Below are 25145 nucleotides of genomic sequence, written 5' to 3' on the forward strand. Positions count from 1 at the left end.
CAGTCAGCTCGCCGGTCCGAGCAGTCCCGTCACCAGAGCCCTGACCGAGGTGTCGAACAGCGCCTCCGGATCGACCGGTCCGGCCAGCGCGCGGGCGAGCGCGCCGTCCTCCTCCGCCGCCCGCGCGGTCCACAACTCCTCCTCGCCCGGGTGCTGCTCCGGGGCGCGTTCGCGGTAGCGCTCGACCAGGACGTGGCCGACGACGTGCACCTGGACGGCGCGCACGGCCTCGGCGGCGCGGGCGCCGCGCAGCCCCGCCCGGTGCACCTCGTGCACGAGGGTCCGCTGGGCGGGCAGGAACATCCTTTCGGTGAGGCCCCGTTCGTGGACCATCGCGACGAGGTGCGGATGGTCGAGGAGCTGGTGGCGCAGGGCGCGGGCCACCGCGGCGACGCGCTGCGCCGGGGTGCGGCCGGTGGCGCGGATCTCGCCGAGGTCGGCGAGGGTGCGTTCGACGAGGGCGTCCAGGAGCGACTCGCGGTTGCCGACGTGCCAGTAGATCGAGGTGACGGCGGCGCCGAGCTCGGCGGCGAGCGCCCGCATCGTGAGGGCCTCGGGGCCGTGCCGCTTGACCAGGCGTGCGGCGGCTTCGATCACCTGCTCGCGGTCCAGGGGCGTGCGCGGGCCCCGCGCTTCGACGCGCTCTGTCTCTTTACCCTTCACGGCTCCTGTTGTAACTGTGTTACAGAACCGCCGCAAGTCCCGGCCGCGGACCTGATTCCGCGCTGACGAAGGGTGGTACGACATGGCACGCGTTCGCTACGGGGCGCGCGACGAGGCGGAGATCGCCGCCGCGCGCACCGCGAGTTCCAAGCTCCCCGACATCTGGTCGACGGGGGTGGTGGCCGTCTGGGAGAGCGATCCCGACGCCGTCGCCGCGGTCCTGCCGCCGCCGCTGAAACCCACCGGACGCCCCCTGGTGCGGGCGAACATCAGCAAGGTCGACCTGCCCGGCTACCCGCTGGGCGCGGGCTCGGTCGCCGTCGCCGCCGAGCACGGCGGCGTGACGGGCTGGTATCCGCTGGTGATGCCGATGACCCACGAGCGGGCCCTGATCGGCGGGCGCGAGGTCTTCGGCGAGCCGAAGAAGCTCGGCGAGGTGGAGGTCGAGCGGGACGGCCTGGTGGTACGGGCCAGGCTCGCCCGGCACGGCATCGCGTTCGTGGAGGTGCGCGGCGCGGTCAGCGGCGAGCTGCCGCTCCCGGAGCCGACACGCAAGACCGACTTCTACTTCAAGTTCCTGCCCGCCGTGGACGGTTCGGGCTTCGACGCGGACCCGGTGCTCGTGCACTGCACGCGCAACGAGAAGGTGCGCAAGCTGGAGGCGGTCACCGGCGACGTCGTGCTGCGCGAGTCGATGTACGACCCGGTGGCCGACCTGCCGGTGCGCGCCCTCGTCGAGCTCACCCTCGGCGAGAAGACCTCCGACCAGCAGGGCAGGGTCGTCGAGCGGGTCAGCGCGCAGGCCCTGCTCCCCTACATCCACCAGCGCTACGACGACCCCGCGCAGATCCTCGACGGGCCGCCCGAGGGGAGCGTCTGAGATGGAGCTGCGCGCGGGACAGGTCGCCGTCGTCACCGGGGCGGCGAGCGGCGTCGGACTCGCCCTGGCCCGGCGGTTCGCGGCCGACGGCCTGAAGGTGGTCCTCGCCGACGTCGAGGAGGGCGCCCTGGAGAAGGCGGCCGCCTCGCTGCGGGAGGACGGGGCGACGGTGCACGCGCGCGTGGTCGACGTCGGCTCGCGCGAGCAGGTCGTCGCCCTCGCCGACGCGGCGTACGACACGTTCGGCGCCGTCCATGTGCTGTGCAACAACGCGGGCGTCGGCTCGGGCGCCGAGGGCCGCATGTGGCAGCACGAGCCGAACGACTGGAAGTGGGCCTTCGAGGTCAACGTGTGGGGCGTCTTCCACGGCATCCAGGCCTTCGTGCCCCGGATGATCGAGGGTGGCGAGCCGGGCCACGTCGTCAACACCTCCTCCGCCGACGGCGGCATCGCCCCGCTGCCCACCGCCTCCGTGTACGCGGTCACCAAGGCCGCCGTGGTCACGATGACCGAGTCGCTGTACGCCCATCTGAAGGCGGAGCACGCGCGCGTGGGCGCCTCCGTCCTCTTCCCCGGCCCCCACATGCTCCGCACCGGCCTGTGGGAGTCGCACCGCAACCGGCCCGAGCGGTACGCCAAGACTCGCCCCCGCAAGAGCCCCTACCGCAGCCTCGACCAGTGGGAGACGGCGATGAAGGAGGCCGGCCAGGAGGTGGAGTTCACGCCCGTCGAGGAGGTCGCGGACTTCGTGGCACAGGGCATCGCGGCCGGCCGGTTCTGGCTGCTGCCGCCGAGCGATCACAGCGACCGGCAGATCGAGGCCAGGTCGCGCTCGATGCTCGACCGCGCGAACCCGGCGTATCTGGAGAGCTTCATTCTGGACTGAAGGGCACGTCATGACCGACCAGGACCCCTACCTGATCATCTCCTCCGACTGCCACGCCGGGCTCCCCACCGAGGAGTACCGGCCCTACCTCGACCGCCGTTTCCACCGGGACTTCGACACCTTCCTCGGCGAGCGCGACGCCCGCCGCGAGGAGGCCACCCGGCTCGGTATCCGTAACGACGCCTTCGCCGCCCAGTGGTTCCAGGACAACGAGGAGGGCCTGCGCGGCGGCTGGGACGCCGCGCAGCGCCTCAAGGAACTGGACGGCGACGGCGTGGCCGCCGAAGTCGTCTTCCCCGACGCGGACGCCGTCGACAGCCGGACCGCCGCGCCCTTCGGCGTGGGCCTCGGCCTCTCCGGCGACCAGGACCCCGAGCTCGGCATGGCGGGCGCCCAGGCGCACAACCGCTGGCTCGCCGACTTCGTCTCCGACCATCCCGAACGGCATTGCGGCGTCGCCCTGTTGCCCGTCACCGGTGAGGTCGACCGTGTCGTCGCCGAGGTGCACCGCGCCAAGGAGTCCGGGCTCGGCGCGCTGATGATCCCCTCCATGTGGGTCGACAAGGCGCCCTACCACGACCGGCGTTACGACCCCGTGTGGGCGGCGGCCGCCGAGTGCGCGATGCCGCTGGTCACCCACTCCGGCGCGGCGCCCCGTCACGAGTACGGCGACCACCTGGGGATCTACGTCTCCGAAGTGACCTGGTGGCCCGCCCGGCCGCTGTGGTTCATGCTCTGGTCCGGTGTCTTCGAACGCCACCCCGGGCTCAAGTTCGGCGTCGCGGAGTCGGGTTGCTGGTGGCTGCCGAACCTCCTGTGGTTCATGGACCGCCTCTACCTGGGCGCGCACGGCGGCAAGAAGCTCTCCCCGTTCGCGGAGCTGAAGCGGCCGCCGCACGAGTACCTGGACCGCCAGCTCTTCGTCTGCGCCACCAACACCAAGCGCCGCGAGCTCGCCCAGCGCTACGAGATCGGCGTCGACAACATCCTCTGGGGCAGCGACTTCCCGCACCCCGAGGGCACCTGGCCCGACACGCGCGGGTGGCTGCGCAAGACCTTCCACGACATCCCGGTGGCGGAGACCCGCCGCATGCTGGGGCTCGCCGCCGCCGAGGTCTTCGGCTTCGACACCGAGAAGCTCGCGCCGCTGGCCCGCCGCATCGGCCCGACCCCCGGCGAACTCGGCCAGGACGCCGACCAGTCGGCCGTCGAGGCCTCCTGGGCGCGCTCGCGCGAGGTGGGCCGCCACTGGCTGACCGACCACGACTTCCCGGTACTGGGGGCGGACGCATGAGCGCACAGAACCACGGCACCGAAGACCGCTACACCGTCATCTCCGCCGACTGCCACGCCGGCGCCGACCTCCTGGACTACCGGCCCTACCTGGAGTCCCGCCACCACGACGCGTTCGACGCGTGGGCGGCCACCTACGTCAATCCGTACGAGGACCTCCTCGCGGACACCGCCGACCGCAACTGGAACTCCGACCGCCGCCTCGCCGAGCTGGAGGCGGACGGCATCGTCGCCGAGGTCGTCTTCCCCAACACCATCCCGCCGTTCTTCCCCTCGGCGTCCCTGATGGCACCCGCCCCGACCCGCGAGGAGTTCGAGCAGCGGTGGGCGGGCCTGCGCGCCCACAACCGGTGGCTCGCGGAGTTCTGCGCCGCCGCGCCGGGCCGCCGCGCGGGCGTCTTCCAGATCCTCCTGAACGACGTCGACCGGGCCGTGGAGGAGATCCACCGCTCGGTGGAGGCGGGCCTGACGGGTGGCCTGATGCTGCCCGGCACCCCGCCGGGTTCGGGCCTGCCCGAGCTCTACTCGGCGGCCTACGACCCGATCTGGGCGGCCTGCGCCGACCTGGGCGTGCCGGTCAACCACCACGCCGGGTCGGCCTCGCCGCCGCTGGGCGAGGAGCCGGCCGCGCGCGCCGTCTTCATGGTCGAGACGACGTGGTTCTCGCACCGGGCGCTGTGGCACCTCGTCTTCGGCGGTGCCTTCCGCCGCCACCCCGGACTCCGCCTCGTCCTCACCGAACAGGGCTCCGGGTGGGTGCCCGGCGTCCTCGACATGCTGGACTACTACCACGGGCGGCTCGTCGCGGCGGCCCGGAAGGCGGACGGCCCGGACACGGCCGAGGCCAAGTTCGGCGCGGGCCTCGCCGACGCGATGGGCAAGGGCCCCTCCGAGGTGTGGCGCGACAACTGCTTCGTGGGCGCCAGCTTCATGCGCCCCCACGAGGCGGCCCAGCGCGGGCGGATCGGCCTCGACAAGATCATGTGGGGCAGCGACTACCCGCACGACGAGGGCACGTACCCCTACTCGCGCGAGGGCCTGCGCATCGCCTACGCGGGCCTGCCCAGGGACGAGATCGCGGCCATGGTCGGCGGCAACGCGGCCCGCGTCTACGGGTTCGACCTGGACCTGCTCGACAAGATCGCCGCCCGCGTGGGACCCACGGTCGGCGAACTGGACGAACCCCTCAAGGAGCCGCCCGCCGACGCGACCAGCCCCGTGTTCGCGTCGGGAGCGTCGGTGCGCGTCTGGTGAGGGGGTAGCGGCCCGGGGCGGTGCCTGCGCCGGTACCACCCCGGGACCCTGTGGGATCCTGGCCCGCGTCGAGCTCGGTTCAACGGGAGGCACGGGGCCATGGGGGAGAGCAAACGCGCGCTGGTCATCGCCGTCCCGAGGTACGAACTGGAGGAGGAGTTCCCGGACTTGACCCCGGCCGTGCACCGCGACGCGGAGCTCATCCAGGAGGCCCTGCACTCCTCCGGCTACAGCGTCGAGGTCCTCGGTCTCACACCCGACCGGCCCGCCCAGCGCTCCCGCATCCGCAGCGCCGTCAGCCGCATCTGCTGCACCGCCCCGGAGGACGCCACCGTCCTCGTCCACTTCACCGGACACGGCCTCTCCGTCGCGGGCGCCGACCATCTCGTGCCCGCCGACGCCCAGTTGAGCTGGGCCGCCGAACCGCCCGAGGTGGCCGTCGACAGCCTCATCGGCCTCGACCTGACCTCGCTGCTCCAGGGCTGCCGGGCGGGCACCGTGCTCCTCACCCTGGACGCCTGCCGCGACCCGGCGGGCCCGGCGGGCGGCGGCTCGCACGGCGGCCCCGCGACCAACTTCCCCTCCTGGCGCGACCGCGTCGCCGTCCTCTTCGGCTGCGGCCCCGGCCAGACCTGCGGCTCCGACGACGAAGAGGGCAGCCACTTCACGCGGGCGCTCGCCGAGGCCCTGCACGCCGACACCTCGCCGCGCACCGTGGCCGAGGTCATCACGTACACCACCACGCGCACCGCCGAACTGGCCCGCGCCGCCCGGCACGAACAGACCCCCACCCCGCACTACGCGCCGAGCGGCCCCGACGCCATCGCCCCGGTGCCGCTCTGCTCGGGCCGCACCCTGCGCGAGTCGTGGACGACCGCCGTGCGCGACCCCGAGCTGTGGGCGGCCGTCCGCTGCGACGACGCGCGCCGGACCCGGCTCCAGGAGGCCCTCGTGCGGCTCACCCGGGAGTGCGCGCGGTGGTACGCCGCCTCGATGGCCGGGGTGTCCGACCCCTGGGCGGACGACGACTACCCGGTACGGGTCCTCACCCGAGGCCTCGGGCCCCTGCTCGCCCCCTCGCAGACGCAGGGCGGGCCGCTGCTCGACGCGGGCGAGTTCGCCGTGCTCGCGGCGGCGCCGTTCGTCCGCGAGGCGCTGTACGCCCTCGGGGTGAAGGCCGCGGTCGAGGCCGGGGCCTTCCACCTCGATCCGACGGGGGCGGAGACGGAGACCCGTACCGAGCGGGCCGACCTGGAGCACACCTTCGCCGCGCACGCCCTGATCTGGCGCAAGGGCCGTGAACTCGCCGCCCGCGGCCGGGAGGAGGAGGCGCGGGCCGTCGCCGCCTGGCTCATGCACCGGCATGTGCGCGGCAGGGAGGAGCTGTGGGACGAGGCCTACGCCGCCCAGCTCCTCGCCCCGCTCGCCACCGCGCTCATCGGCGACGAGGCGCCCGCCCGGCGGGTGGAGGAGCTCACCGACGAACTCGTCCGCGTCTGCCGCCAGACCGGGGTCGTCCCCACCCCGTCGTACGACGACGACCGCGAGCCGCCCTTCCGGCTCGGCGAACTCGTGCGCGCCGGCACCCCGGGCGCCCGCGAGGTGACCGAGAGCTGGCGTCCGCGCGAGCTGTCCTGGCTGATCGCGGTGGCCGGACTGCTCGGCGGTGACCTCAGGGAGCTGCCCGGCGTCCTCGTCGACAACATCGGCGTCGCCGACGGGCTGGTGCCCCGTCAAGCTGTCGAGAGCGTACGGGAGTTGCGCTGGGTCAGGGACCGTTACGCCCGCACCATCGACCTCGACCTGCCGTGCCCGCACCCCGCCGTGCACGCCGGTCTCGAGGCGCTGACCGGCTGGACGGACGACGCGGTACTGCACATCGGGCGGCAGGTCGGCCCGGCCGGACCCGACGGGCTCCTCGCGCATCTGCCCGAGCGGGTCACCTGCGGGCGGCTGCGCCCCCAGTACGACCCCCGCACCAAGGGCGACGCCTACGGCGTGCCGCTCATGCGCTTCGGCCTCGCCGAGGACGAGATGCGCGAACTCCTCATGGGCACCCAGCTGTACGGGGACCGCAACCTCGCCCTGCGCGAGCTGTACCAGAACGCGCTGGACGCCTGCCGCTACCGGCAGGCCCGGCTGCGCTACGGCAAGGCCGGCAAGTCCATCCCGTACAGCTGGCAGGGCGAGATCGTCTTCCGGCAGGGGACGGACGACGACGGGCGCCCCTACGTGGAGTGCGAGGACAACGGCGTCGGGATGGGGCGCGACACCCTGCGCGGCACGTTCTCCCGCGCGGGACGCCGCTTCGAGCAGTCCCGCGAGTACCGCAGGGAGCAGGCCCGCTGGCGCCGGGTCGACGAGAACCTGCGGATCCACCCCAACAGCCGCTTCGGCGTAGGGGTGTTCAGCTACTTCATGCTGGCCGACGAGATCAGCATCTCCACGCGGGCCACGGACCGGTACGGGCGCGCGGAGTCGGGGCGCGGCCTGCGGGTGGACATCGCGTCCAGCGGCAGCCTGTTCCGCATCGGCGAGCGCGACGAGTCCCAGCCGGGCGGCGGCACCTGCGTGCGCCTGTACCTCCAGGGCGAACCGGTCGACGTGGCACGGGAGCTCGGGGCGCTGGTGTGGCGCTCGGACTTCCGGATGCGGGTGGAGCGGGACGGGGAGACGGTACGGGAGTGGGAGCCGGACACCCTGTACTACGAGGGCGACGCCTCGCGGGCGACGCGGGCCTCCCGGGATCTGTGGTGGGTGCCGGGGAAGGGGCGGCTGCTCGCGGACGGGGTGCTGGTCGCCGAGTCCGCGGCCGAGCCGGAGTACGGGTTCGCCGAACGGGAGTCGTCGCTGCCCCCGTGGCTGGCCGGAGGCGAGGAGGAGCCGTTCGGCAGCCGGCTGCGGGGCTTCCCCTTCGGCTGCGTGATGGACCTGCGGGAAGCGCACTCGCCCGACATCAGCACCAGCAGGACCCGGGTGTTCTCCTACGACCAGACCTGGGTGGCCCGCCAGATCCTGGACGCGTGCGCCCGCTTCGAGCCGCCCGAGTGGTTCAGCCTGGAGTGGCTCTGGGACTTCGCCCCCTGGCTGCCCGAGGGCGCGACCACCCTGACGGAGCGGCTGCTGGCCGCGGACGCCACCGTCGCGAGCAGCCTGACCTGGGACCGGGCCGCGGTCATCCCCTTCCGCCGGGTCGGCTACTTCCCCGGCGACCCGGGCCTCGCCTGGGAGCGCGACAAGTACGGCAGCGGCGGCACCTTCTCGATGGTGCGCGACTCCTACCGGGCGTGGCGCTCCGCCGTCCTGCGGGACGTCTGGATCAGACGGGCCGAGCGGGGGCTCGACCTGCCCGTACCGGACTCCATCGAGGGGTATCCGGCCCCGCAGGCGTGGGAGTCCCGCGTCGCCACGCCCGGGACGAGCATGAGCGACTTCCTGCTGCGGGCCGCGCTGCCGCCGGAGGGCGAGCCGTGCACCGTCGGCGAGCTCCTGCGCCGGGTCCGCTGCCACGCGATCACCGGCGTCGACGTACCGGAGGTGCCCGACCTGGACGTGGCGCACGCCATGGAGCTGGACGCGGTCGACCGGCGGCTGCTGCTGGGGGAGAGCGTGTACGACGGGGTGCTGGCGCACTGGACGCCCGACCGGGACGGCGAGGTCTCCCTGCTCTGGTGGCTCCGGGGCTACGCGCTGAAGGCGGGCGTGCCGGTGCGCGAGGCGCTGGCGCGGGCCCGGAGGTTCGCGGCGGTCGGCGTGCGGATCGAGGTGCCGCCGACGCCGATCACGGATCCGCCCGACGACGTCGCGACCGCCGCCGAGCTCGACGCGCTGTCCTGGCACCCCCTGCTGGCCGGGCCCAACGGCGGGCGGGTGGCCGGGGAGCGGCCGGCCGAGGACGAGTACGGGCGGGCGCTGCGGCGGCATGCCTGGTGGGGGCTGCCGGACCTGCCCGCCGTCCCGGACCGGCCCAGGGCGGAGGCGTCGCTGTCCGGGCCAGGTCCGGGCGACGCGCTGTGGGAGGAGTACACCCGGCTCTTCGACCACCCCACCGCCGATTCGGAGTTGTCGCTCGTGCACCTGGCGGTCGCCTCCGGCGAGCTGGGGCTCACCTTCGCCGAGGTGGTCCGGCGCTTCGCCGCCGTCATCGAGGGCCGCCGGATGTGCGTGCCCGACCTCGGGGAGCTGGCCGGGCACGTCTCCAGCCGGCTGGAGTGCGAGCTGTTGCGGGGCCCGGACCAGCGGCTCTGGGGCGGCCGCGGGCACGGCCGCACCCCCGCGCGGCTGTGGGAGACGGTCCGCGCCGTGACGGCGGTCCAGGCCGACGCGGAACGGATCAAGGAGACCCTGACGTGGCTGGCGGCACACGGCCTGGTGCACGCGTCGGCCCCGGGCCTCGTCGACAGCTGGCGGAACCTGTCCCGCGCCGATCTGCAGCTGCTGCCCGACGAGGCGTCCCGGTTCGCCGTGCTCGACCGCGTCGACGAGCACCTGTACACGACGGACATCGAGCAGCGGCGGTACGACGCCCCGTACGCCCTGCTGGCCGCCGCCACGGCCCGGGTGCCGCTGGGGGCGGCCTTCGGCCGGCTCGCCGAACTCGGCCCGCTCACCGGCCACGAGGTGTCCCTGGCCGAGCCGCTCCCGCCGGCCCTCGCCGGGGTGCGCCCCTCGCGGCGTGACGTGCTGGCCTGCTGTCTGATGGGGCAGGAGGGCGTGGTGTGGCAGCCGGCGCCCCGGGTGAGCCGCCTGATCCACCATGCGCGGGACCAGGGCGACACCCTCGGCCAGAGCCTGGACGCCCTGAGCCGTTACGCGCCCCTCGGCGCCCCCTGGCAGGAGGTCACGGACGACGACCCGGCCTGGCGCGACCACCGGCCCACCCCGCACGACACCGCCCTCTTCGAGCCCGACCTCGTCGGCGACCGCCCCGTCACCCCCCTCGACCTCGTCCGCGTCGCCGGACGCTTCGGCTGGCCCCTGGACCGGGCCTGGGACCGGCTCGCCCTCTACCGCCCCTTCGGCGTCGAACTGACCATGGCCCGGCCCGAGTTGGACACCGTACCGACCTGGGAGGACCTGGTCCTGCTCACCGAGCGGTACACCGGCCGCGCCCCCGCGCTCACCGGGCACGTGACCGCCGAACGCGTCGCCGTCGTGGCACGCGAGGTGGGCCGGACCACCCGATGGGTGGGGGACCGACTCGCCCTGTACGCCCCGCTGTTCGGCCTGACCCCGCCCACGCGCTGCCCCGCGGAACCCGCGCCCACACCCGAAGCCGACCTGTTCCCACCCGACCGCCCGACCGACGGAGAGCGAACGCCCCATGCCCGCTCATGACCCCACCCCCTTCCAGGAGTCCGAGGTCCCGCCCACCGCCCCCTTCACCGTGGAGCGCTCCGCCGACGGCCGGTGGTACACCGTGACCGGCGACTGCCCGGCCTGCCGGGGCCGCACGGTCTTCCGGGTCGCCCACGGGATGCTGGGCCCCGCCAAGGCACGCGGCCGCCGCACCCGGCCCGAGCCGCTCACCGGCCCGATCCCCGTCATCTGCCAGTGCGGCTACCCGCATCCGGAGCGCCCCCCGGAGTCGCCCGACTCCGGGTGCGGCGCCTTCTGGGACGTACCGGTGCCGCCACCGGCCACGGGCGGGCCCACGCCGTGACCGACCTCGCCAAGAAGCGGTTCGCGCAGCTCGGCCAGCAGCTCCAGACCGACCAGCTCGGCGCCGTGCGGCGGCAGGCGGAGGGCTGGCGCAACGGCCTCGCCGGACTCACCGGCCTGGTCGGCGCCGTCTTCGTGCTCAAGGGGCGCGAGAGCGTCGCGGGGATGCCCGACGTCTGGCGGTGGACCACGGCGGGGCTGCTCGTCGGCGCCTTCGCGCTGCTCCTCTCCGGCGCGCTGCAGGCGGTGCGGGCCGCGCACGGCCAGGTGGGGCAGCAGGTCTGGCTCAGCGGCGACCGGCTCTTCGCCGCCGTGCTCGACGAGGTCGAACGGACCCAGGACGCCCTGACCTCGGCGCGCCGGCGCTCGGTCGTGGGCCTGTGCGCGATCGTCGCCGCCCTGGCCGTCAGCTGGGTCGTGCCGGTCGGCGCGGAGGAGGGGAGCGGTGCGGGGAAGGACGGGCGCAGTGCCGTCGCGACCGCGCCCGTGCTGGTGACGTCCACGAAGGGCACGTACTGCGGCGAGTTGGTGGTGAGCGACGCACGGGGCGTGACGATCCGGGTGGCCGACGGCGGGAGCGGGAAGGGACGCCCGGAGCGCCGGCTGATCCCCGCGGCCGAGGTCACGTCGGTGGCTCCCGCGCGGCGCTGCTGAGCGCGCCGGACGGCGTGCCCGTGCCGGGCGGCCCGGCCCGTGGTGAGACCCTCCCCGGATGAACGAGCGGATGAGTGGTCGGTCGCCGGACAGCGAACCCCCGCGCGGCGAGCGGCCGTACGAAGAGACCCTGGACGGGCCCGCGCCGGAAGAGACCCGCGGCGAAACGGCCGCCGACGCGCCCGGCGCCACGCCCGACGCCACGCACGACGCCCCGCACGGCGAGGCGCACGGCGGCGCCCTCGGCTCCCGCCTCAACTGGCTGCGGGCCGCCGTCCTCGGGGCCAACGACGGCATCGTCTCCACCGCCGGCCTCGTCGTCGGCGTCGCGGGCGCCACGGACGACCGCGGCGCCCTGCTCACGGCGGGCCTCGCCGGGCTGCTCGCCGGGTCCATGTCGATGGCCGCGGGCGAGTACGTGTCCGTCTCCACGCAGCGCGACGCGGAGAAGGCCGCCCTCGCCCTGGAGAAGCGCGAACTGCGCGACCAGCCCGAGGCCGAACTGGCCGAGCTCGCCGGGATGCTGGAGGAGCGGGGGCTCAGCCGAGAGGTGGCCCGCGAGGCCGCCGAGCAGCTCACCGAGCGGGACGCCCTGCGCGCCCACGCGCGCGTGGAGCTCGGCATCGACCCGGACGAGCTGACCAATCCCTGGCACGCCGCCTGGGCCAGCTTCGTCGCGTTCACCGTGGGCGCGCTGCTGCCGCTCCTCGCGATCGTGCTGCCGCCCACCGCCTGGCGGCTCGGCGTCACGGTCGGCTCCGTCCTCGCCGCGCTCGCCCTCACGGGCTGGAGCAGCGCCCGCCTGGGCGCGGCGCGGGCGCGGCCCGCCGTGGTGCGGAACGTGGCGGGCGGGGCCCTCGCGATGGCGGTGACGTACGGGGCAGGGGCGCTGCTCGGGGCGGTCGGCGTGTGACCCCGGGCGGGACGCCGGGAACCCGCCGTTCAGCGGCCGCCTTTGGCGGGGATCACCAACAACCGCTCCCGTACCGTCGGTAATACTTGTCGGTAACAACCCCTAGTCGTGAGCGAAGAGCCGTTCTACGGTGCACGCATGTCCCCGAACCTGCCCGATGTCGTGCTGTGGTCCATCCCCGCCTTCGTGCTGCTCACGGTCGTCGAGATCGTGAGCCACCGGATCCATCCCGACGACGACGCCGCCGGGTACGAGACGAAGGACGCCGCCACCAGCGTCGGCATGGGGCTCGGCAGCCTCGTCTTCGACTTCCTGTGGAAGATCCCGATCGTCGCGATCTACACACTGGTCTACGAACTCACCCCGCTGCGCGTGCCCGTCCTGTGGTGGACGGTCCCGCTGATGCTCCTCGCCCAGGACTTCTTCTACTACTGGTCGCACCGGGGCCACCACGTCATCCGCATCCTGTGGGCCTGCCACGTCGTGCACCACTCCAGCCGCAAGTTCAACCTCACGACGGCGCTGCGCCAGCCCTGGACGAGCCTCACGGTGTGGCCGTTCTACCTGCCGCTCATCGCCTGCGGCGTGCACCCCGCGGCGCTCGCGTTCTGCTCGTCGGCCAACCTCGTCTACCAGTTCTGGATCCACACCGAGCGGATCGGGAAGCTGCCCCGCCCCTTCGAGTTCGTCTTCAACACCCCCTCCCACCACCGCGTGCACCACGCGTCCCAGGGCGGCTACCTGGACCGCAACTTCGGCGGCATCCTGATCGTCTGGGACCGGCTCTTCGGCTCCTGGGTCGCCGAGACCGACCGCCCCGTCTACGGCCTGACCAAGAACATCGACACGTACAACCCGCTGCGCGTGGCGACCCACGAGTACGCGGCCATCGCCAAGGACCTGAAGGCGGCGGCCAGTTGGCGCGAGCGCGCCGGGCGGGTCTTCGGCGGACCCGGCTGGCAGCCGAAGCCCGCCCCCGAGACGGCTGCCCCGGCCCCCGAGACGGCTGCCCCGGCCTCAGCGGAGGCGCCCACAGCCGCGCCTGCCGTGCCCGCTCCCGCCGCCCCCGACGCCACGGTCCCGGAGCACGCGGCGTGACGCGCCGGCCCGCGCCGAGGCTCCTCCTCGGCGCCTTCGGCGTGCTCGCGCTCGGCGACCTCCTCGCGCTCCTGGCGGACTTCGGCCCCGGTCACGCCGTGTGCAAGCCGCTGCTCATGCCGCTCCTCGCCGGATACGTCGCCGCGGTCGGCGGCCCCCGGCTCCTGATCGCCGCCCTGCTCTGCGGCTGGGGCGGCGACACGCTGCTGCTCTTCGACGCCGACCCCGCCTTCCTCGCCGGAATGGGGTCGTTCGCCGCCGGGCACGTCTGCTACCTCGTACTGTTCCGGCGGTACGGGAACATCCGGCGGTACGCGACGGTGGGCGGCCGGGGCGGGTCTCCGCGGACGCGGGGTGCGGCGCTCGTCGCCGTCTACGCCCTCGCGCTCGCGGTCACCGTGGCGCTGCTCTGGAGCGACCTGCCGGCCGACATGCGGGGCCCGGTCGCGGGGTACAGCCTGCTGCTCACCGCCATGGCCCTCGGCGCGACCACGCTCGGCGTCACCGCGGCCGCGGGCGGGGCGCTCTTCCTGCTCTCCGACACCCTCATCGCGACCGGCGTCGCCGAGTGGCCCCAGCTGCCCCGGCCCGACTTCGCCATCATGATCACGTACATCGCGGCCCAGTACCTGCTGGTCACCGGGGTGCTCGCGGCGCCCGGAGCGCGGGCGCCGCAGGCCCGGGCATACGGTGGGAGTCGGCCCGTCGGCGCCGAGTCCTGACCCGCGCCGCCGGCACCACGCCACACCCGGCACCCCCTCCACCACCCCGCACCAAGGAACCACCATGCGCGCCACGACCATCCACGCCCCGTTCGACCTGCGCGTGGAGGACGTGCCCGAGCCCGTCGTGCAGCTGCCCACCGACGCCGTCGTCCGCGTGCTGCGCGCCTGCGTCTGCGGCAGCGACCTGTGGGCCTACCGCGGCGAGGCCGCCCGGCAGCCCGGCCAGCGGATCGGCCACGAGTTCCTCGGCGTCGTCGAGGACGCCGGGTCCGAGGTGAGCGGAGTGCGGCGCGGCGACCTCGTCGTCGCCCCCTTCATGTGGTCGGACGGTACGTGCGACTACTGCGCGGAGGGCCTCACCACCTCCTGCGAGCACGGCGGGTTCTGGGGCTCCGTCGGGTACGACGGCGGTCAGGGCGAGGCGGTCCGGGTGCCCTTCGCCGACGGCACCCTCGTACGGCTGCCCGCCGAAGCCGCGTCCGACGACCGCCTCCTCTCCGCCCTGCTGTCCCTCTCCGACGTCATGGGCACCGGCCACCACGCCGTGCTCGGCGCGGGCGTGCGGCCCGGCGCCACGGTCGTGGTCGTCGGGGACGGCGCGGTCGGCCTGTGCGCGGTCCTCGCGGCCCGGCGGCTCGGCGCCGAGCGGATCATCGCGCTCGGCCGGCACACCGCCCGTACGGACATCGCGCGCCGGTTCGGCGCCACCGACGTCGTCGCCGAGCGCGGCGACGCGGCGGTGGCGGCGGTCCGCGAGCTCACCCGGGGCCAGGGCGCCCACGCCGTCGTTGAGGCCGTCGGCACCGAACTGTCGATGCGCACCGCCGTGGACGTCACGCGCGACGGCGGCGCGATCGGGTTCGTCGGCGTCCCGCACGGCAGCGGCACCGGCCTCGACCTGAGCGTCCTGTTCAACAAGAACATCGCGCTGCGCGGCGGCGTCGCGCCCGTCCGCTCCTACATCCCGGAGCTGCTGCCCGACGTCCTCGACGGCACGATCGACCCCTCGCCCGTCTTCGACCTGACGGTCGGCCTCGAGGACGTGCCCGCCGGCTACAAGGCGATGGACGAGCGCACCGCGCTCAAGGTCCAGATCGCGCTGTAGCGCGCCGGCGTACGGGGGAGTGGGGCGGGCTCACCAGCGGATCGGCACCGGCACCGCGGTGAGCAGCGCCGACACCACCACGACGACGCCCAGCGCGATCACCTCCCCGCGCGCGGGGACGTACGCCGAGGCCCGGTCCGCCGCGCGCCGCAGCCGCTGCCGGGCCCGCACGGCGAGCGCCGCGACGACGGCCACGAGGAGCAGCTTGGCGAGCAGGGTGCGGCCGTAGGCCGTCCCGGTGAGCTGGTCGACGACGGTGTGCGGGGGCATCCGGCGCAGCGTGCTGCACACCCCGGTCGCGGTGATCGCGGCGAACAGAACGGCCGCCACGCGCGCGTACAGCGCCAGTACCGCGACGGCCTGCTCCGGAGCGGACGTCCGCCACCGCCGCAGGACCCGCAGCACGTACAGGAGGCCGCCCGCCCACAGCGCGCCGCAGGACAGGTGCATCAGGGTGAGGCCGCTGCCGACCAGCGGGGCGTCCTCCACCGGAGGGTGGGCCCGCAGCGCCTCCGCGACGATCACCGCGGACAGCGGGAGGGCGGCGAAGGACGGGCGCCGGGAGCGTGCGCAGAGGGCGGCCGCGATGAAGGCGTTGACCTCCAGGAGGGCGAGCCGGCCGTCGCGGGTGTCGTAGAGGCGGCCGATGTCCAGGTCGGCGAGTTCCCGCGGCACGAGGTTGCCGTTCGCCACGATCGCGGCGAGCCCGAGCGCCGCGACACACCCCGCCCACGCGGCGTACGGAGCCCAGCCGCGCGGCGCCCGCCCCAGCGGCGCCCCCGGGACCCGACGGGCAAGACGCGTGGCGAACACCTCGCCCACCTGCACGGACAGGGCGGCGAACAGGACCGACCGCAGAAACGTGATGACGACCGTGCCGGGCGCCTCGGCCTCCCCGGTGCCGTGCAGCGCCGTCGACGGACCGAGCAGCGGGATCAGCGCGGCGACGGCCACGAGGACGAGCACGGCGACGGCCCGCCCGGGCGAGGGGCGGCGGCGCGGGGCGCGGTGCGAGACGGGGGAGGGCGCGGGTGCGGCGGCCGGTATGCCGACCGGTGCGTCACCCCCGGACTCGACGGTCGGTCGTGGTCGTACGGAGCTCACCACAAGATCTTCACCAGGGGGTCCGCCGACGGGCAAGTCCGGAGGGACAACCGGTGCCATACGGTCCCGAACGGACCCACGGCTTCAGGTGGAGCTTCCCGTTCGGGTGGAGCTTCCCGTTCGGGTGGGGCGCCCAGTTCGGGTGGAGCTTCCAGGAGCCGTGCGGGCCGTTCCCTCAGCTCCACCGCGCCCGGTCGCCGCCCCACCGGCCCGGCGGGCGGGCCCAGTCGGCGGGGCCGCCCGCGAAGGAGACCGGTGGCAGGGCGTACCGGAGTCGTCCGGCCGGGCTGTCCACCTCGACGAGCCGCCGCGCGGGCCCGTCGTACGGGACGCCCACCTCGACGCTGCCGGCGTGCTCACCCCGGCCCCCGCCGCCCGCACCCCCGCCCGTCAGCCACGCCGCCGTCTGCGTCAGGGCGAGCCGCACCCCGTACGAACCACCCACCGTCGCCCGTTCCGTGAGCGAGCGCAGGACCGCCGCGGCGAGGAGGTAGCCGGTGCCGTGGTCCAGCGCCTGGGCGGGGAGCGCGCCGGGGCGTTCGGAGCTGCCCTCGACGACGGCGATCCCCGTCGCGGCCTGCACGAGACTGTCGAAGCCGCGCCGCCCGGCCCACGGCCCGCTCCCGCCCCACGCGGACAACTGCGCGAGGACGACGCCGGGCCTGCGCGCGGCCAGTTCGCGCGCGCCGAGCCCGAAGCGGTCGAGGGCGCCGGGACGGTAGCCGGTGACCACGACGTCGGCGCGGTCCAGGAGTTCGTCGAACGTGCGGCGGTCGGTGCGGTCGTCGAGGTCGAGCGTGGCGGACCGCTTCCCGAAGCCGGTGTCCGTGTGCTGGTCGGCGAGTTCGGGCAGCCGGGGCGAATCGACGCGCAGCACGTCCGCGCCGAGCAGCGCCAGCGTGCGGGTGGCGACCGGGCCCGCGACGACCCGGGTCAGATCGAGCACGCGGAGCCCCGCGGCCGGCCGCAGGGGGTTGCCGACGAGCGGGGGCAGGGGACGCGCGGGGCCGTCGCCGATCCGCTCCCGTACGAGCAGCGGGCTCCCCGCCACGGCGGCGCCCTGCGGATGCGCCGCCCACTGAGCGGGGTCGCGCAGCGCGACGGCGAGGCCGCCGGCGGCGTACACCGCCTCCTCGACCGCCGTGGCGGTCCGTTCGGCGACGGCCGCCGCGACGGCGTCCGGGCCGGCCCGCTCGGAGAGCCCCAGCGCGGCCGTCAACGCGGCCCGGTGGTGCGGGTAGTTGGCGTGCGTGCGCACCCATCCGTCGGCGGTGGGCCAGAAGCGGGACAGGGGTGCGAAGTTGACCGGCGCGCGCCCGTCGACGAGCAGGTGCCGCTCACTGGTGAAGGCGGTCGCCACCGCCCCGTCGTCGACCCGTACGGCCGGCACGTCCCGCCCGTCGCGTGCCGCCACCGACTCCGCCGCGGCCAGCGCGCAGACGCCCACACACGCGCGGGCGAGATCCATGACGGGCAACCGCGCGGGCAGGGCACCCTCGCGTACGACGGCGGAGACGCGGGGGAGGAGCGCGGGGTCCCCGCCGAGCGCGGCCCAGGCCGACGCGACTGCGGACAGGGGTGTGGCCCAGGCCGGCGAGGCTCCGGGCAGAGGGGAGTGCGTCATGCGGAGGGCGTGGTCCCGTCCGGGGCGGAGGCGGCCGACCACCACAGCCGGATCGACTGCTCCGGTGCGGACGGGCGCAGTTCCCAGCCCTGGGCGGCCGCCGCCTGCACCACGTAGTGGCCGCCCACGCCGCGGTAGGCGCGCCACGGGATCTCGCACTCGGTGGGCGGCGGCTTGCGGGGCGCGCGCGGCGCCGACGCGCGGGCGGTCCAGTCGGCGAGCCGCTTGTCGATCTCGGCGCGGTAGTACGCGGTGTCGCCCTCGTGCCGCAGCTCCGACCAGCGCACGCACCAGCGCGGCAGCCGGGTGATGCGGCCGAACGCGCGGTCCATGAACGCGTCGAACCCCTTCTCGTACGAGGAGCTCACCGCGGCGATCACCTCCGTGGCGAGGCCGAGGGCGAGGGTGCCGGCGAAGACCACGATGCCGAACACGATCCAGAACGGCAGGAACACCACGGTGGCGGCGAACCCGAGGACCAGCTGCCACCGCGGGCGGGTGGGCCACGCCACCCAGTGCTCCGTGCCGGTCACGACGAATTGGGCGTCCCTGTACTCGTACATGACCCGAGATCCTCTCGCACGTCACGCGCGAAGGGCCGGGCGGCCCCGCGACCGCCCGGCCCACCGCGCAAGGAAACAGCGCTACTTGTGCACGGTGTCACCCGTGCACGGCGCTACTTGCGCACGGCGTCCAGCGCGTCGGCCATGCCCACGCCGTAGAAGCCGTTGCCGCCCCGGCCGCCCTCGCAGACCGCGTCGACCTTGCCGTCACCGTCGATGTCGTACGGGTCGGGGCACTTCATCGCGTCCGCCTGGCGGTACAGCAGCGCCTTGACGCGCGCCGCGGAGGCGTGCGGATGCGTCGACTTGAGCAGCGCGGCCACGCCCGCGGCGTGCGGCGACGCCATCGACGTGCCGGCCTTGTAGCCGAACTTGCCGCCCGGCAGCGTCGACAGGATCCTGCCGTCCACGGCCGGAGGGGCCGGCGTCTGGTACTTCGTGGAGTCGCCGCCCGGCGCCGCGATGTCGACGACGCCCTTGCCGTAGTTCGAGTACGAGGACTTGAGCCCCTTCGCACCGGTGGCCGAGACCGTCACGACGCCCGGCAGCTGCGACGGCAGGTCGAAACAGTCCTTGGTCTTGATGGTGCGCGGCACCGGAGTGGTGTCGTCGGGGCTGGAGTCGTCGAGGATCTCGTCCTGGGCGAGGTCGGTCTCCGCGTTGCCCGCGGCCGCGACGTTCACCGCGCCCTTGCGCTCCGCGTACTTCGTCGCCCGGCCGACCGCGTCCACCAGGGCCTTCTGGTCGGCGTCGGTCTTGCAGTTGAACAGCCACGGGTCGGTGTAGTAGCTGCTGTTGGTGACGTCGACGCCGTGGTCGGCCGCCCACACGAAGCCGCAGACGACGGCCTCCGTGTAGTACATGCCGGTGGCCGGCTCGGCCACCTTCAGGCTCGCCACCTTCACGCCGGGCGCCACCCCCGTGACACCGGTGCCGTTCTTCGCGGCGGCGATGGTGCCCGCCACGTGCATGCCGTGGTCGCTCTCCCCGGCCACCGGCCGCCACGCGTCGCCCTTCTGCACGGGCACGCCGCCCAGGCAGCTCGCGGACGCCCGGCGGTCGAAGTTCGGCGCGATGTCGGGGTGCGTGTCGTCGACCCCGGAGTCGAGCACGCCGACGGTGACCTCGCGGCTGCCGAGCGAGATCGCGTGCGCCTTGTCCGCCTTCATGGCGGGCAGGTCCCACTGCAGGGGCTCCAACTCGTCCTGGCCGGCCGACGCTTGCCCCGCCGCGGCCTTCGCCTCGGCGGCGGTCAGCGGGCGGTCCGCCTCCAGGGCGTCGTCGGCCTGCGCCGACAGCGGCGCGGTGCGGGTCGCGCCCGCCGAGTCGACGCCTTTCACCCGGCGGATCGACTTCGCGAAGTCCGGGTTCGCCGAGTGGACGACGATGACGCCGATCCTGTCGTACGCGATGACGACGTCACCGCCGGCCTTGGCGATGGCCTTCTTGACGCGCTCCGAACTCCCCTTGCCGGGGCGGACGTTCACGACGTAACTCATCGACGCGGCGTCCGACGCGCCACCCGGTGCGGTGGCGGCGGCGGCGGACGAGGCCGGGGCGTCCGGGATCGCGGCGGGTCGCGCGGAGGCCGTCCCCGGCAGGAACGCGACGGCCGAGACCATCGCGACGCCGAGCGGCAGGGCCAGCGCGCGGCGCGAGCGCAGGAGGGCGGCCGTGGTGTGGGACCTGGTCACGAGCTGTCTCCCCTTCACTTCTTCTTCACGGCGTCGAGCGCGTCGACGAGTCCGCTGCCGTAGAAGCCGTTCCTGCTCTTGCCGCCGTCGTCGCAGACCGCGTCGACGACACCGTTGCCGTCGGGGTCGTACGGCCCGGACGGGCACTCCAGCCGGTCGGCCTGCTTCTTCAGGAGCCGCTGCAGCTCGGCGGGGCCGGCCTTGGGGTGCGTGGACTTCAGGAGCGCGGCGACGCCTGCGGCGTGCGGCGAGGCCATCGAGGTGCCCTGCAGCCAGCCGTACTCACCGCCCGGCAGGGTGGAGAGGATGCGGCCGTTCTTCGACGGGGTGTCGGCCGGGATCTGGAACTTGTCGCCGCCCGGCGCCGCGACGTCGATGACGCCCTTGCCGTAGCTGGAGTAGATCGACTTCAGGTTCTGCACACCGGTCGCGCTGACGGTGACGACGCCCGGCAGCTGCGTCGGCACGTCGAGGCACTCGTGCGGGTCGATGGTGCGGGTCACCGGGGTGGAGTCGTCCGGGCTGGAGTCGTCGACGATCGCGTCGGAGTCCAGGTCATGGCTGGAGTTGCCGGCGGAGGCGAGGTTGAGGGTGCCCTTCTTCTGGGCGTAGAGCTGGGCGCGGTTGACCGCGTCGAGTATCGCCTTCTGGTCCGGGTCGTCCTTGCAGTTGTACAGCCAAGGGTCCACGTAATAGCTGTTGTTGGTGACCTCGACGCTGTGCTCGGCGGCGAACACGAAGGCGCAGACCACGTTCTCCGGGTAGAACAGCTCGTCGACCGGGTCGGCCACCCTGATGGCCGAGACCTTCACGCCGGGCGCCACGCCGGCGACCCCGACGCCGTTGCGCGCGGCGGCTATCTCACCGGCCACGTGCGTGCCGTGGTAGCTGTCCTTCGACGACGGACGCCAGGCCCCCGGAGAGGTGTCGGCCTTGCCGCCGACGCAGCTCGCGGACTGCGAGGGCGAGAAGTTGGCGGCGAGGTCCGGGTGGGTGTCGTCGACGCCGGTGTCGATCACGGCGACGGTGACCTTCTTGCTGCCCGGGTTGATCTTCGCGGCCTTGTCGGCGCCGATCGCCCGCAGGTCCCACTGGTCGGCCTCCATCGGCTCGGCGCCCGGCGCGGCGCTCCGCTGCAGGGCCTTGGCCTCGGCCTTCGAGAGCGGCTTCGCCTTGCCGTCCTCGGTGGTGCCCGCCGCCTTCAGCGGCGACGTGTGGGTCGCGCCCGCGGACTGCACGCCGCGGACGCCGCGTATCCGCTCGCCGAACTCCGGGTTCGCCGAGTGCACGACGATGACTCCGATCTTCCCGTACGTGACGACGACGTCGCCGCCGGCCCGGGCGATCGCCCTCTCGACGTACGCGATCGTCTTGCGGTCCGTACGGGTGTTGACGACGTACGCGAAGACGGGGGCGTCCTGCGCGGACCGCGCGGACGCGGGCGCGGGTGCCTCGTTCGGGGCCGCGGTCGCGGCGCCCGGCAGGAAGCCGACCGAGGCGGCGAGGGCGAGGCCGAGCGGCACGGTGAGCGCCGTACGACGTCTGGAACGCAGATGAGCCATGGGATCTCCACATCATCCGGAGACGAGAACCGCACACGGAATTGCATACGGAACTGCCCGAACACGGCTGGTGCTCGGGCAGGTACATGACGGGTCGTTCAGGGTGAAGCTAACCCTGAAAATCCCAGGCCAGCAATGACTTCCCGAAGAAATGGGGGAGTTCGGCCACGTCGTGCGCACCCCCGGGCCGTTGAGCAGAGAACGGAAGCAACATCAACCCCCTGTCGGATCACGTCCCGTGGCCTTAGCATCGCCATCCGTGGCTCACGTGATCCGCGTCACTGTCGGAAGCGAGATCCGAGAGCCCGTGGAACAACTGTCCGTCCCCACCCCACCCGCACCACGAGGAGACTCCGTGGCCACCGACGCACCGCCCCCTTCGAAGGGTGGCGCAGGAAAAGAACCCGCTCCCCACGCGCCCTCCACGGAGGAGTTCATCGAGGTGCAGGAGAGCGCGGAATTCGGTGAACTCCGCCGCTCGCAACGCTCGTTCGCCTTCCCGCTCACCGTCGCCTTCATCGCCTGGTACCTCGTGTACGTGCTGCTCTCCAACTACGCGCACGACTTCATGGGCACCAAGCTGTTCGGCAACATCAACGTCGCCCTGGCCCTCGGCCTGGGGCAGTTCCTGACCACCTTCCTCATCGCCTGGTTCTACTCGCGGCACGCCGCCGCGAAGCTCGACCCGAAGGCCGAGGCGATCAGGTCCCGCATGGAACACGGCGGACAGGCCCGTCCGCAGACCCGCCTGGAGGGCGACGCATGAGCACCGCGCACCCCGCCGTCATCGAGCTGGCGGCCGCGTCCGACGCCTCCGAGCACCGGACGCTGATCATCAGCCTCTTCGCGGTCTTCGTCGTCGCGACCCTCGTCATCACCGTGTGGGCGGGCCGGCAGACCAGGAGCGCCGCCGACTTCTACGCGGGCGGCCGCCAGTTCACCGGATTCCAGAACGGCCTGGCGATCTCCGGCGACTACATGTCCGCCGCGTCCTTCCTCGGCATCGCGGGCGCCATCGCCCTCTTCGGGTACGACGGCTTCCTCTACTCCATCGGCTTCCTGGTCGCCTGGCTCGTGGCGCTCCTCCTGGTCGCCGAACCGCTGCGCAACTCCGGCCGCTACACGATGGGCGACGTCCTCGCGTACCGCATGCGCCAGCGCCCGGTGCGCACCGCCGCGGGCACCTCCACCATCGTCGTGTCGATCTTCTACCTGCTCGCGCAGATGGCCGGCGCGGGCGTCCTGGTCTCGCTGCTCCTCGGCATCACCAGCGACGCCGGCAAGATCCTCATCGTCGCCCTCGTCGGCGTCCTGATGATCGTCTACGTCACCATCGGCGGCATGAAGGGCACCACGTGGGTGCAGATGGTCAAGGCCGTCCTGCTCATCACGGGCACCATCCTCATCACCTTCCTGATCCTGCTGAAGTTCGACTTCAACGTCTCGGACCTGCTCGGCACCGCCGCCTCCAACAGCGGCCACGGCTCGAAGTTCCTGGAGCCCGGCCTCAAGTACGGCGTCTCCGGCACCTCGAAGCTGGACTTCATCTCGCTGGGCATCGCGCTGGTCCTCGGCACCGCGGGCCTGCCGCACATCCTGATCCGCTTCTACACGGTGCCGACGGCCAAGGCCGCCCGTAAGTCCGTGAACTGGGCGATCGGCATCATCGGCGCCTTCTACCTGATGACCATCGTGCTCGGTTTCGGCGCCGCCGCCCTGCTCAAGCCCGGCGAGATCATCGCCTCCAACAAGGCCGGCAACACGGCGGCACCGCTCGCCGCCATGGAGATCGGCGGCGGCGGTGACTCCACCGGCGGCGCGCTCCTGCTCGCGGTGATCTCCGCGGTCGCCTTCGCCACCATCCTCGCGGTCGTCGCGGGCCTCACCCTGGCCTCGTCCTCGTCGTTCGCGCACGACATCTACGCGAACGTCATCAAGAAGGGCAAGGCCACCGAGAAGGAGGAGATGAAGGCCGCCCGCTGGTCGACCGTCTTCATCGGCATCGTCTCCATCGCCCTCGGCGCCCTCGCCCGCGACCTGAACGTGGCGGGCCTGGTCGCCCTCGCCTTCGCCGTCGCCGCGTCCGCGAACCTGCCGACGATCCTCTACAGCCTGTTCTGGAAGAGGTTCACCACCCAGGGCGCGCTCTGGTCCATCTACGGGGGCCTGATCGCCGCCGTCGGCCTGGTGCTGTTCTCGCCGGTCGTCTCCGGCAAGCCCAGCTCGATGTTCCCGGACGCGAATTTCGACTTCTTCCCGCTGGAGAACCCGGGCCTCATCTCCATCCCGCTGGGCTTCCTGCTCGGCTGGCTCGGCTCGCTCCTGTCCAAGGAGGAACCGGACAAGGGCAAGTACGCGGAGCTGGAGGTCAAGTCCCTCACCGGCGTCGGAGCCCACTGACGGCCCCTTGGCCACCCGTCCGCAGCGGCCGCGTCGTAGAGTCCTACGACGCGGCCGTACCGTTCCTCGTGGCAAATGGCCCATGGTCTTGTCAGAGGTCTGGCGTAAGGTCGAAAGCAGTCGGGAACATCAGCACCAACCGCCGGGGAGGGGCCGCAGTGCTCATCGACACCTATGGCCGCGTAGCCACTGACCTGCGCGTATCACTGACCGACCGCTGCAATCTGCGCTGCACGTACTGCATGCCGGAGGAAGGCCTGCAGTGGCTGGCCAAGCCTGACCTCCTCACCGACGACGAGATCGTCCGCCTCGTGCGCATCGCCGTCACCCAGCTCGGCGTCACGGACGTCCGCTTCACCGGCGGCGAGCCCCTGCTGCGCCCCGGCCTCGTCGGCATCGTCGAGCGCTGCGCCCAGCTGGAGCCCCGCCCGAAGATGTCCCTGACGACGAACGGCATCGGCCTCAAGCGCACCGCGCAGGCCCTGAAGGCCGCGGGCCTGGACCGGGTCAACGTCTCCCTGGACACCCTGCGCCCCGACGTCTTCAAGACGCTCACCCGCCGTGACCGCCACAAGGACGTCATCGCCGGCCTCGAAGCGGCCCGCGACGCCGGCCTCACCCCGGTCAAGGTCAACACCGTCCTGATGCCGGGCCTGAACGACGACGAGGCCCCGGACCTGCTGGCCTGGGCGGTGGAGAACGACTACGAGCTCCGCTTCATCGAGCAGATGCCCCTCGACGCCCAGCACGGCTGGAAGCGCGACGGCATGATCACGGCCGGTGACATCCTGGAGTCCCTGCGCACCCGCTTCGAGCTCACCGAGGAGGGCTCCACCGAGCGCGGCTCGGCCCCCGCGGAGCGCTGGATCGTGGACGGCGGCCCGCACCGCGTCGGTGTCATCGCCTCCGTGACCCGCCCGTTCTGCTCGGCCTGCGACCGGACCCGGCTCACCGCCGACGGCCAGGTGCGCACCTGCCTGTTCGCCACCGAGGAGACCGACCTGCGCGGGGCGCTGCGCGCGGCCCCCGAGGACAGCACGGACGGCTCGGACGAGGCCATCGCCCG

20 protein-coding genes are annotated in these 25145 nt (G+C 73.6%); 14 read left to right on the forward strand and 6 right to left on the reverse strand.

Features of this window, described 5'->3' with window-relative positions; translation table 11 throughout:
- Window positions 1-3: 3 nt before the first annotated feature.
- Entirely contained in the window at window positions 4-663 is a 660-nt protein-coding gene (locus ACZ6CV_RS04765; RefSeq protein WP_469249553.1) for a TetR/AcrR family transcriptional regulator, read from the reverse strand.
- 82 nt (window positions 664-745) lie between these two features.
- Between ACZ6CV_RS04765 and ACZ6CV_RS04770 the strand changes: the two genes are divergently transcribed.
- The 11 genes from ACZ6CV_RS04770 to ACZ6CV_RS04820 all read left to right on the forward strand — a co-directional run bounded on the left by ACZ6CV_RS04770 (window position 746) and on the right by ACZ6CV_RS04820 (window position 15132).
- On the forward strand, window positions 746-1543 hold the full coding sequence (locus ACZ6CV_RS04770; RefSeq protein WP_469249554.1) for an acetoacetate decarboxylase family protein: 798 nt from the start codon (window positions 746-748) through the stop codon (window positions 1541-1543).
- A gap of 1 nt (window position 1544) precedes the next feature.
- Window positions 1545-2429 carry an SDR family NAD(P)-dependent oxidoreductase gene (locus ACZ6CV_RS04775; RefSeq protein WP_469249555.1) on the forward strand — a complete coding sequence of 295 codons (885 nt, stop codon included), beginning with the start codon at window positions 1545-1547 and terminating at the stop codon, window positions 2427-2429.
- 10 nt (window positions 2430-2439) lie between these two features.
- Entirely contained in the window at window positions 2440-3723 is a 1284-nt protein-coding gene (locus ACZ6CV_RS04780; protein ID WP_469249556.1) for an amidohydrolase family protein, read from the forward strand.
- Window positions 3720-4976, forward strand: coding sequence for an amidohydrolase family protein (locus ACZ6CV_RS04785; protein ID WP_469249557.1), 1257 nt, complete (start codon window positions 3720-3722; stop codon window positions 4974-4976). The genes ACZ6CV_RS04780 and ACZ6CV_RS04785 overlap by 4 nt, the downstream gene beginning before the upstream one ends.
- Window positions 4977-5075: 99 nt before the next feature.
- The gene (locus ACZ6CV_RS04790) at window positions 5076-10313 is read left to right on the forward strand and encodes an HD domain-containing protein (RefSeq protein WP_469249558.1); all 5238 of its coding nucleotides are present in this window, start codon (window positions 5076-5078) and stop codon (window positions 10311-10313) included.
- Entirely contained in the window at window positions 10300-10638 is a 339-nt protein-coding gene (locus ACZ6CV_RS04795; RefSeq protein ID WP_469249559.1) for a hypothetical protein, read from the forward strand. Before ACZ6CV_RS04790 ends, ACZ6CV_RS04795 begins: the two co-directional genes overlap by 14 nt.
- Window positions 10635-11291 (forward strand): hypothetical protein, encoded by a 657-nt coding sequence (locus tag ACZ6CV_RS04800; RefSeq protein WP_469249560.1) that lies wholly within the window; start codon window positions 10635-10637, stop codon window positions 11289-11291. Before ACZ6CV_RS04795 ends, ACZ6CV_RS04800 begins: the two co-directional genes overlap by 4 nt.
- A gap of 58 nt (window positions 11292-11349) precedes the next feature.
- Window positions 11350-12204 (forward strand): VIT1/CCC1 transporter family protein, encoded by an 855-nt coding sequence (locus ACZ6CV_RS04805; protein ID WP_469249561.1) that lies wholly within the window; start codon window positions 11350-11352, stop codon window positions 12202-12204.
- A 138-nt stretch (window positions 12205-12342) separates the two neighbouring features.
- Window positions 12343-13302 carry a sterol desaturase family protein gene (locus tag ACZ6CV_RS04810; protein WP_469249562.1) on the forward strand — a complete coding sequence of 320 codons (960 nt, stop codon included), beginning with the start codon at window positions 12343-12345 and terminating at the stop codon, window positions 13300-13302.
- The gene (locus ACZ6CV_RS04815; protein WP_469249563.1) at window positions 13299-14024 is read left to right on the forward strand and encodes a lysoplasmalogenase; all 726 of its coding nucleotides are present in this window, start codon (window positions 13299-13301) and stop codon (window positions 14022-14024) included. The genes ACZ6CV_RS04810 and ACZ6CV_RS04815 overlap by 4 nt, the downstream gene beginning before the upstream one ends.
- Before the next feature lie 64 nt (window positions 14025-14088).
- Window positions 14089-15132: a zinc-binding dehydrogenase gene (locus ACZ6CV_RS04820; protein ID WP_469249564.1), complete on the forward strand. Its 1044-nt coding sequence runs from the start codon at window positions 14089-14091 to the stop codon at window positions 15130-15132.
- Between the two features lie 30 nt (window positions 15133-15162).
- On the opposite strand, the gene ACZ6CV_RS04825 is transcribed toward ACZ6CV_RS04820, so the two are convergent.
- The 5 genes from ACZ6CV_RS04825 to ACZ6CV_RS04845 form a co-directional block, all read right to left on the reverse strand.
- The gene (locus ACZ6CV_RS04825) at window positions 15163-16239 is read right to left on the reverse strand and encodes a CopD family protein (RefSeq protein WP_469249565.1); all 1077 of its coding nucleotides are present in this window, start codon (window positions 16237-16239) and stop codon (window positions 15163-15165) included.
- Between the two features lie 172 nt (window positions 16240-16411).
- On the reverse strand, window positions 16412-17860 hold the full coding sequence (locus ACZ6CV_RS04830) for a CoA transferase (RefSeq protein ID WP_469249566.1): 1449 nt from the start codon (window positions 17858-17860) through the stop codon (window positions 16412-16414).
- Window positions 17857-18423, reverse strand: a complete 567-nt coding sequence (locus ACZ6CV_RS04835; protein ID WP_469249567.1) for a hypothetical protein — start codon at window positions 18421-18423, stop codon at window positions 17857-17859. Before ACZ6CV_RS04835 ends, ACZ6CV_RS04830 begins: the two co-directional genes overlap by 4 nt.
- A gap of 113 nt (window positions 18424-18536) precedes the next feature.
- Window positions 18537-20045 (reverse strand): S8 family serine peptidase, encoded by a 1509-nt coding sequence (locus tag ACZ6CV_RS04840; RefSeq protein WP_469249628.1) that lies wholly within the window; start codon window positions 20043-20045, stop codon window positions 18537-18539.
- An 86-nt stretch (window positions 20046-20131) separates the two neighbouring features.
- A complete protein-coding gene (locus ACZ6CV_RS04845; protein WP_469249568.1) occupies window positions 20132-21679 on the reverse strand; it encodes a S8 family peptidase in 1548 nt (515 codons plus the stop codon).
- Window positions 21680-22034: 355 nt separating this feature from the next.
- Between ACZ6CV_RS04845 and ACZ6CV_RS04850 the strand changes: the two genes are divergently transcribed.
- The 3 genes from ACZ6CV_RS04850 to moaA form a co-directional block, all read left to right on the forward strand.
- Complete coding sequence (locus ACZ6CV_RS04850) at window positions 22035-22445, forward strand: DUF485 domain-containing protein (protein WP_469249569.1); 411 nt, start codon at window positions 22035-22037, stop codon at window positions 22443-22445.
- Window positions 22442-24079 (forward strand): solute symporter family protein, encoded by a 1638-nt coding sequence (locus ACZ6CV_RS04855; RefSeq protein WP_469249570.1) that lies wholly within the window; start codon window positions 22442-22444, stop codon window positions 24077-24079. Before ACZ6CV_RS04850 ends, ACZ6CV_RS04855 begins: the two co-directional genes overlap by 4 nt.
- A gap of 158 nt (window positions 24080-24237) precedes the next feature.
- Window positions 24238-25145: GTP 3',8-cyclase MoaA (gene moaA / locus ACZ6CV_RS04860; protein ID WP_469249571.1), on the forward strand; the 908-nt coding region annotated here is incomplete at its 3' end.

The organism is Streptomyces sp. NPDC041713, assembly GCF_055591085.1.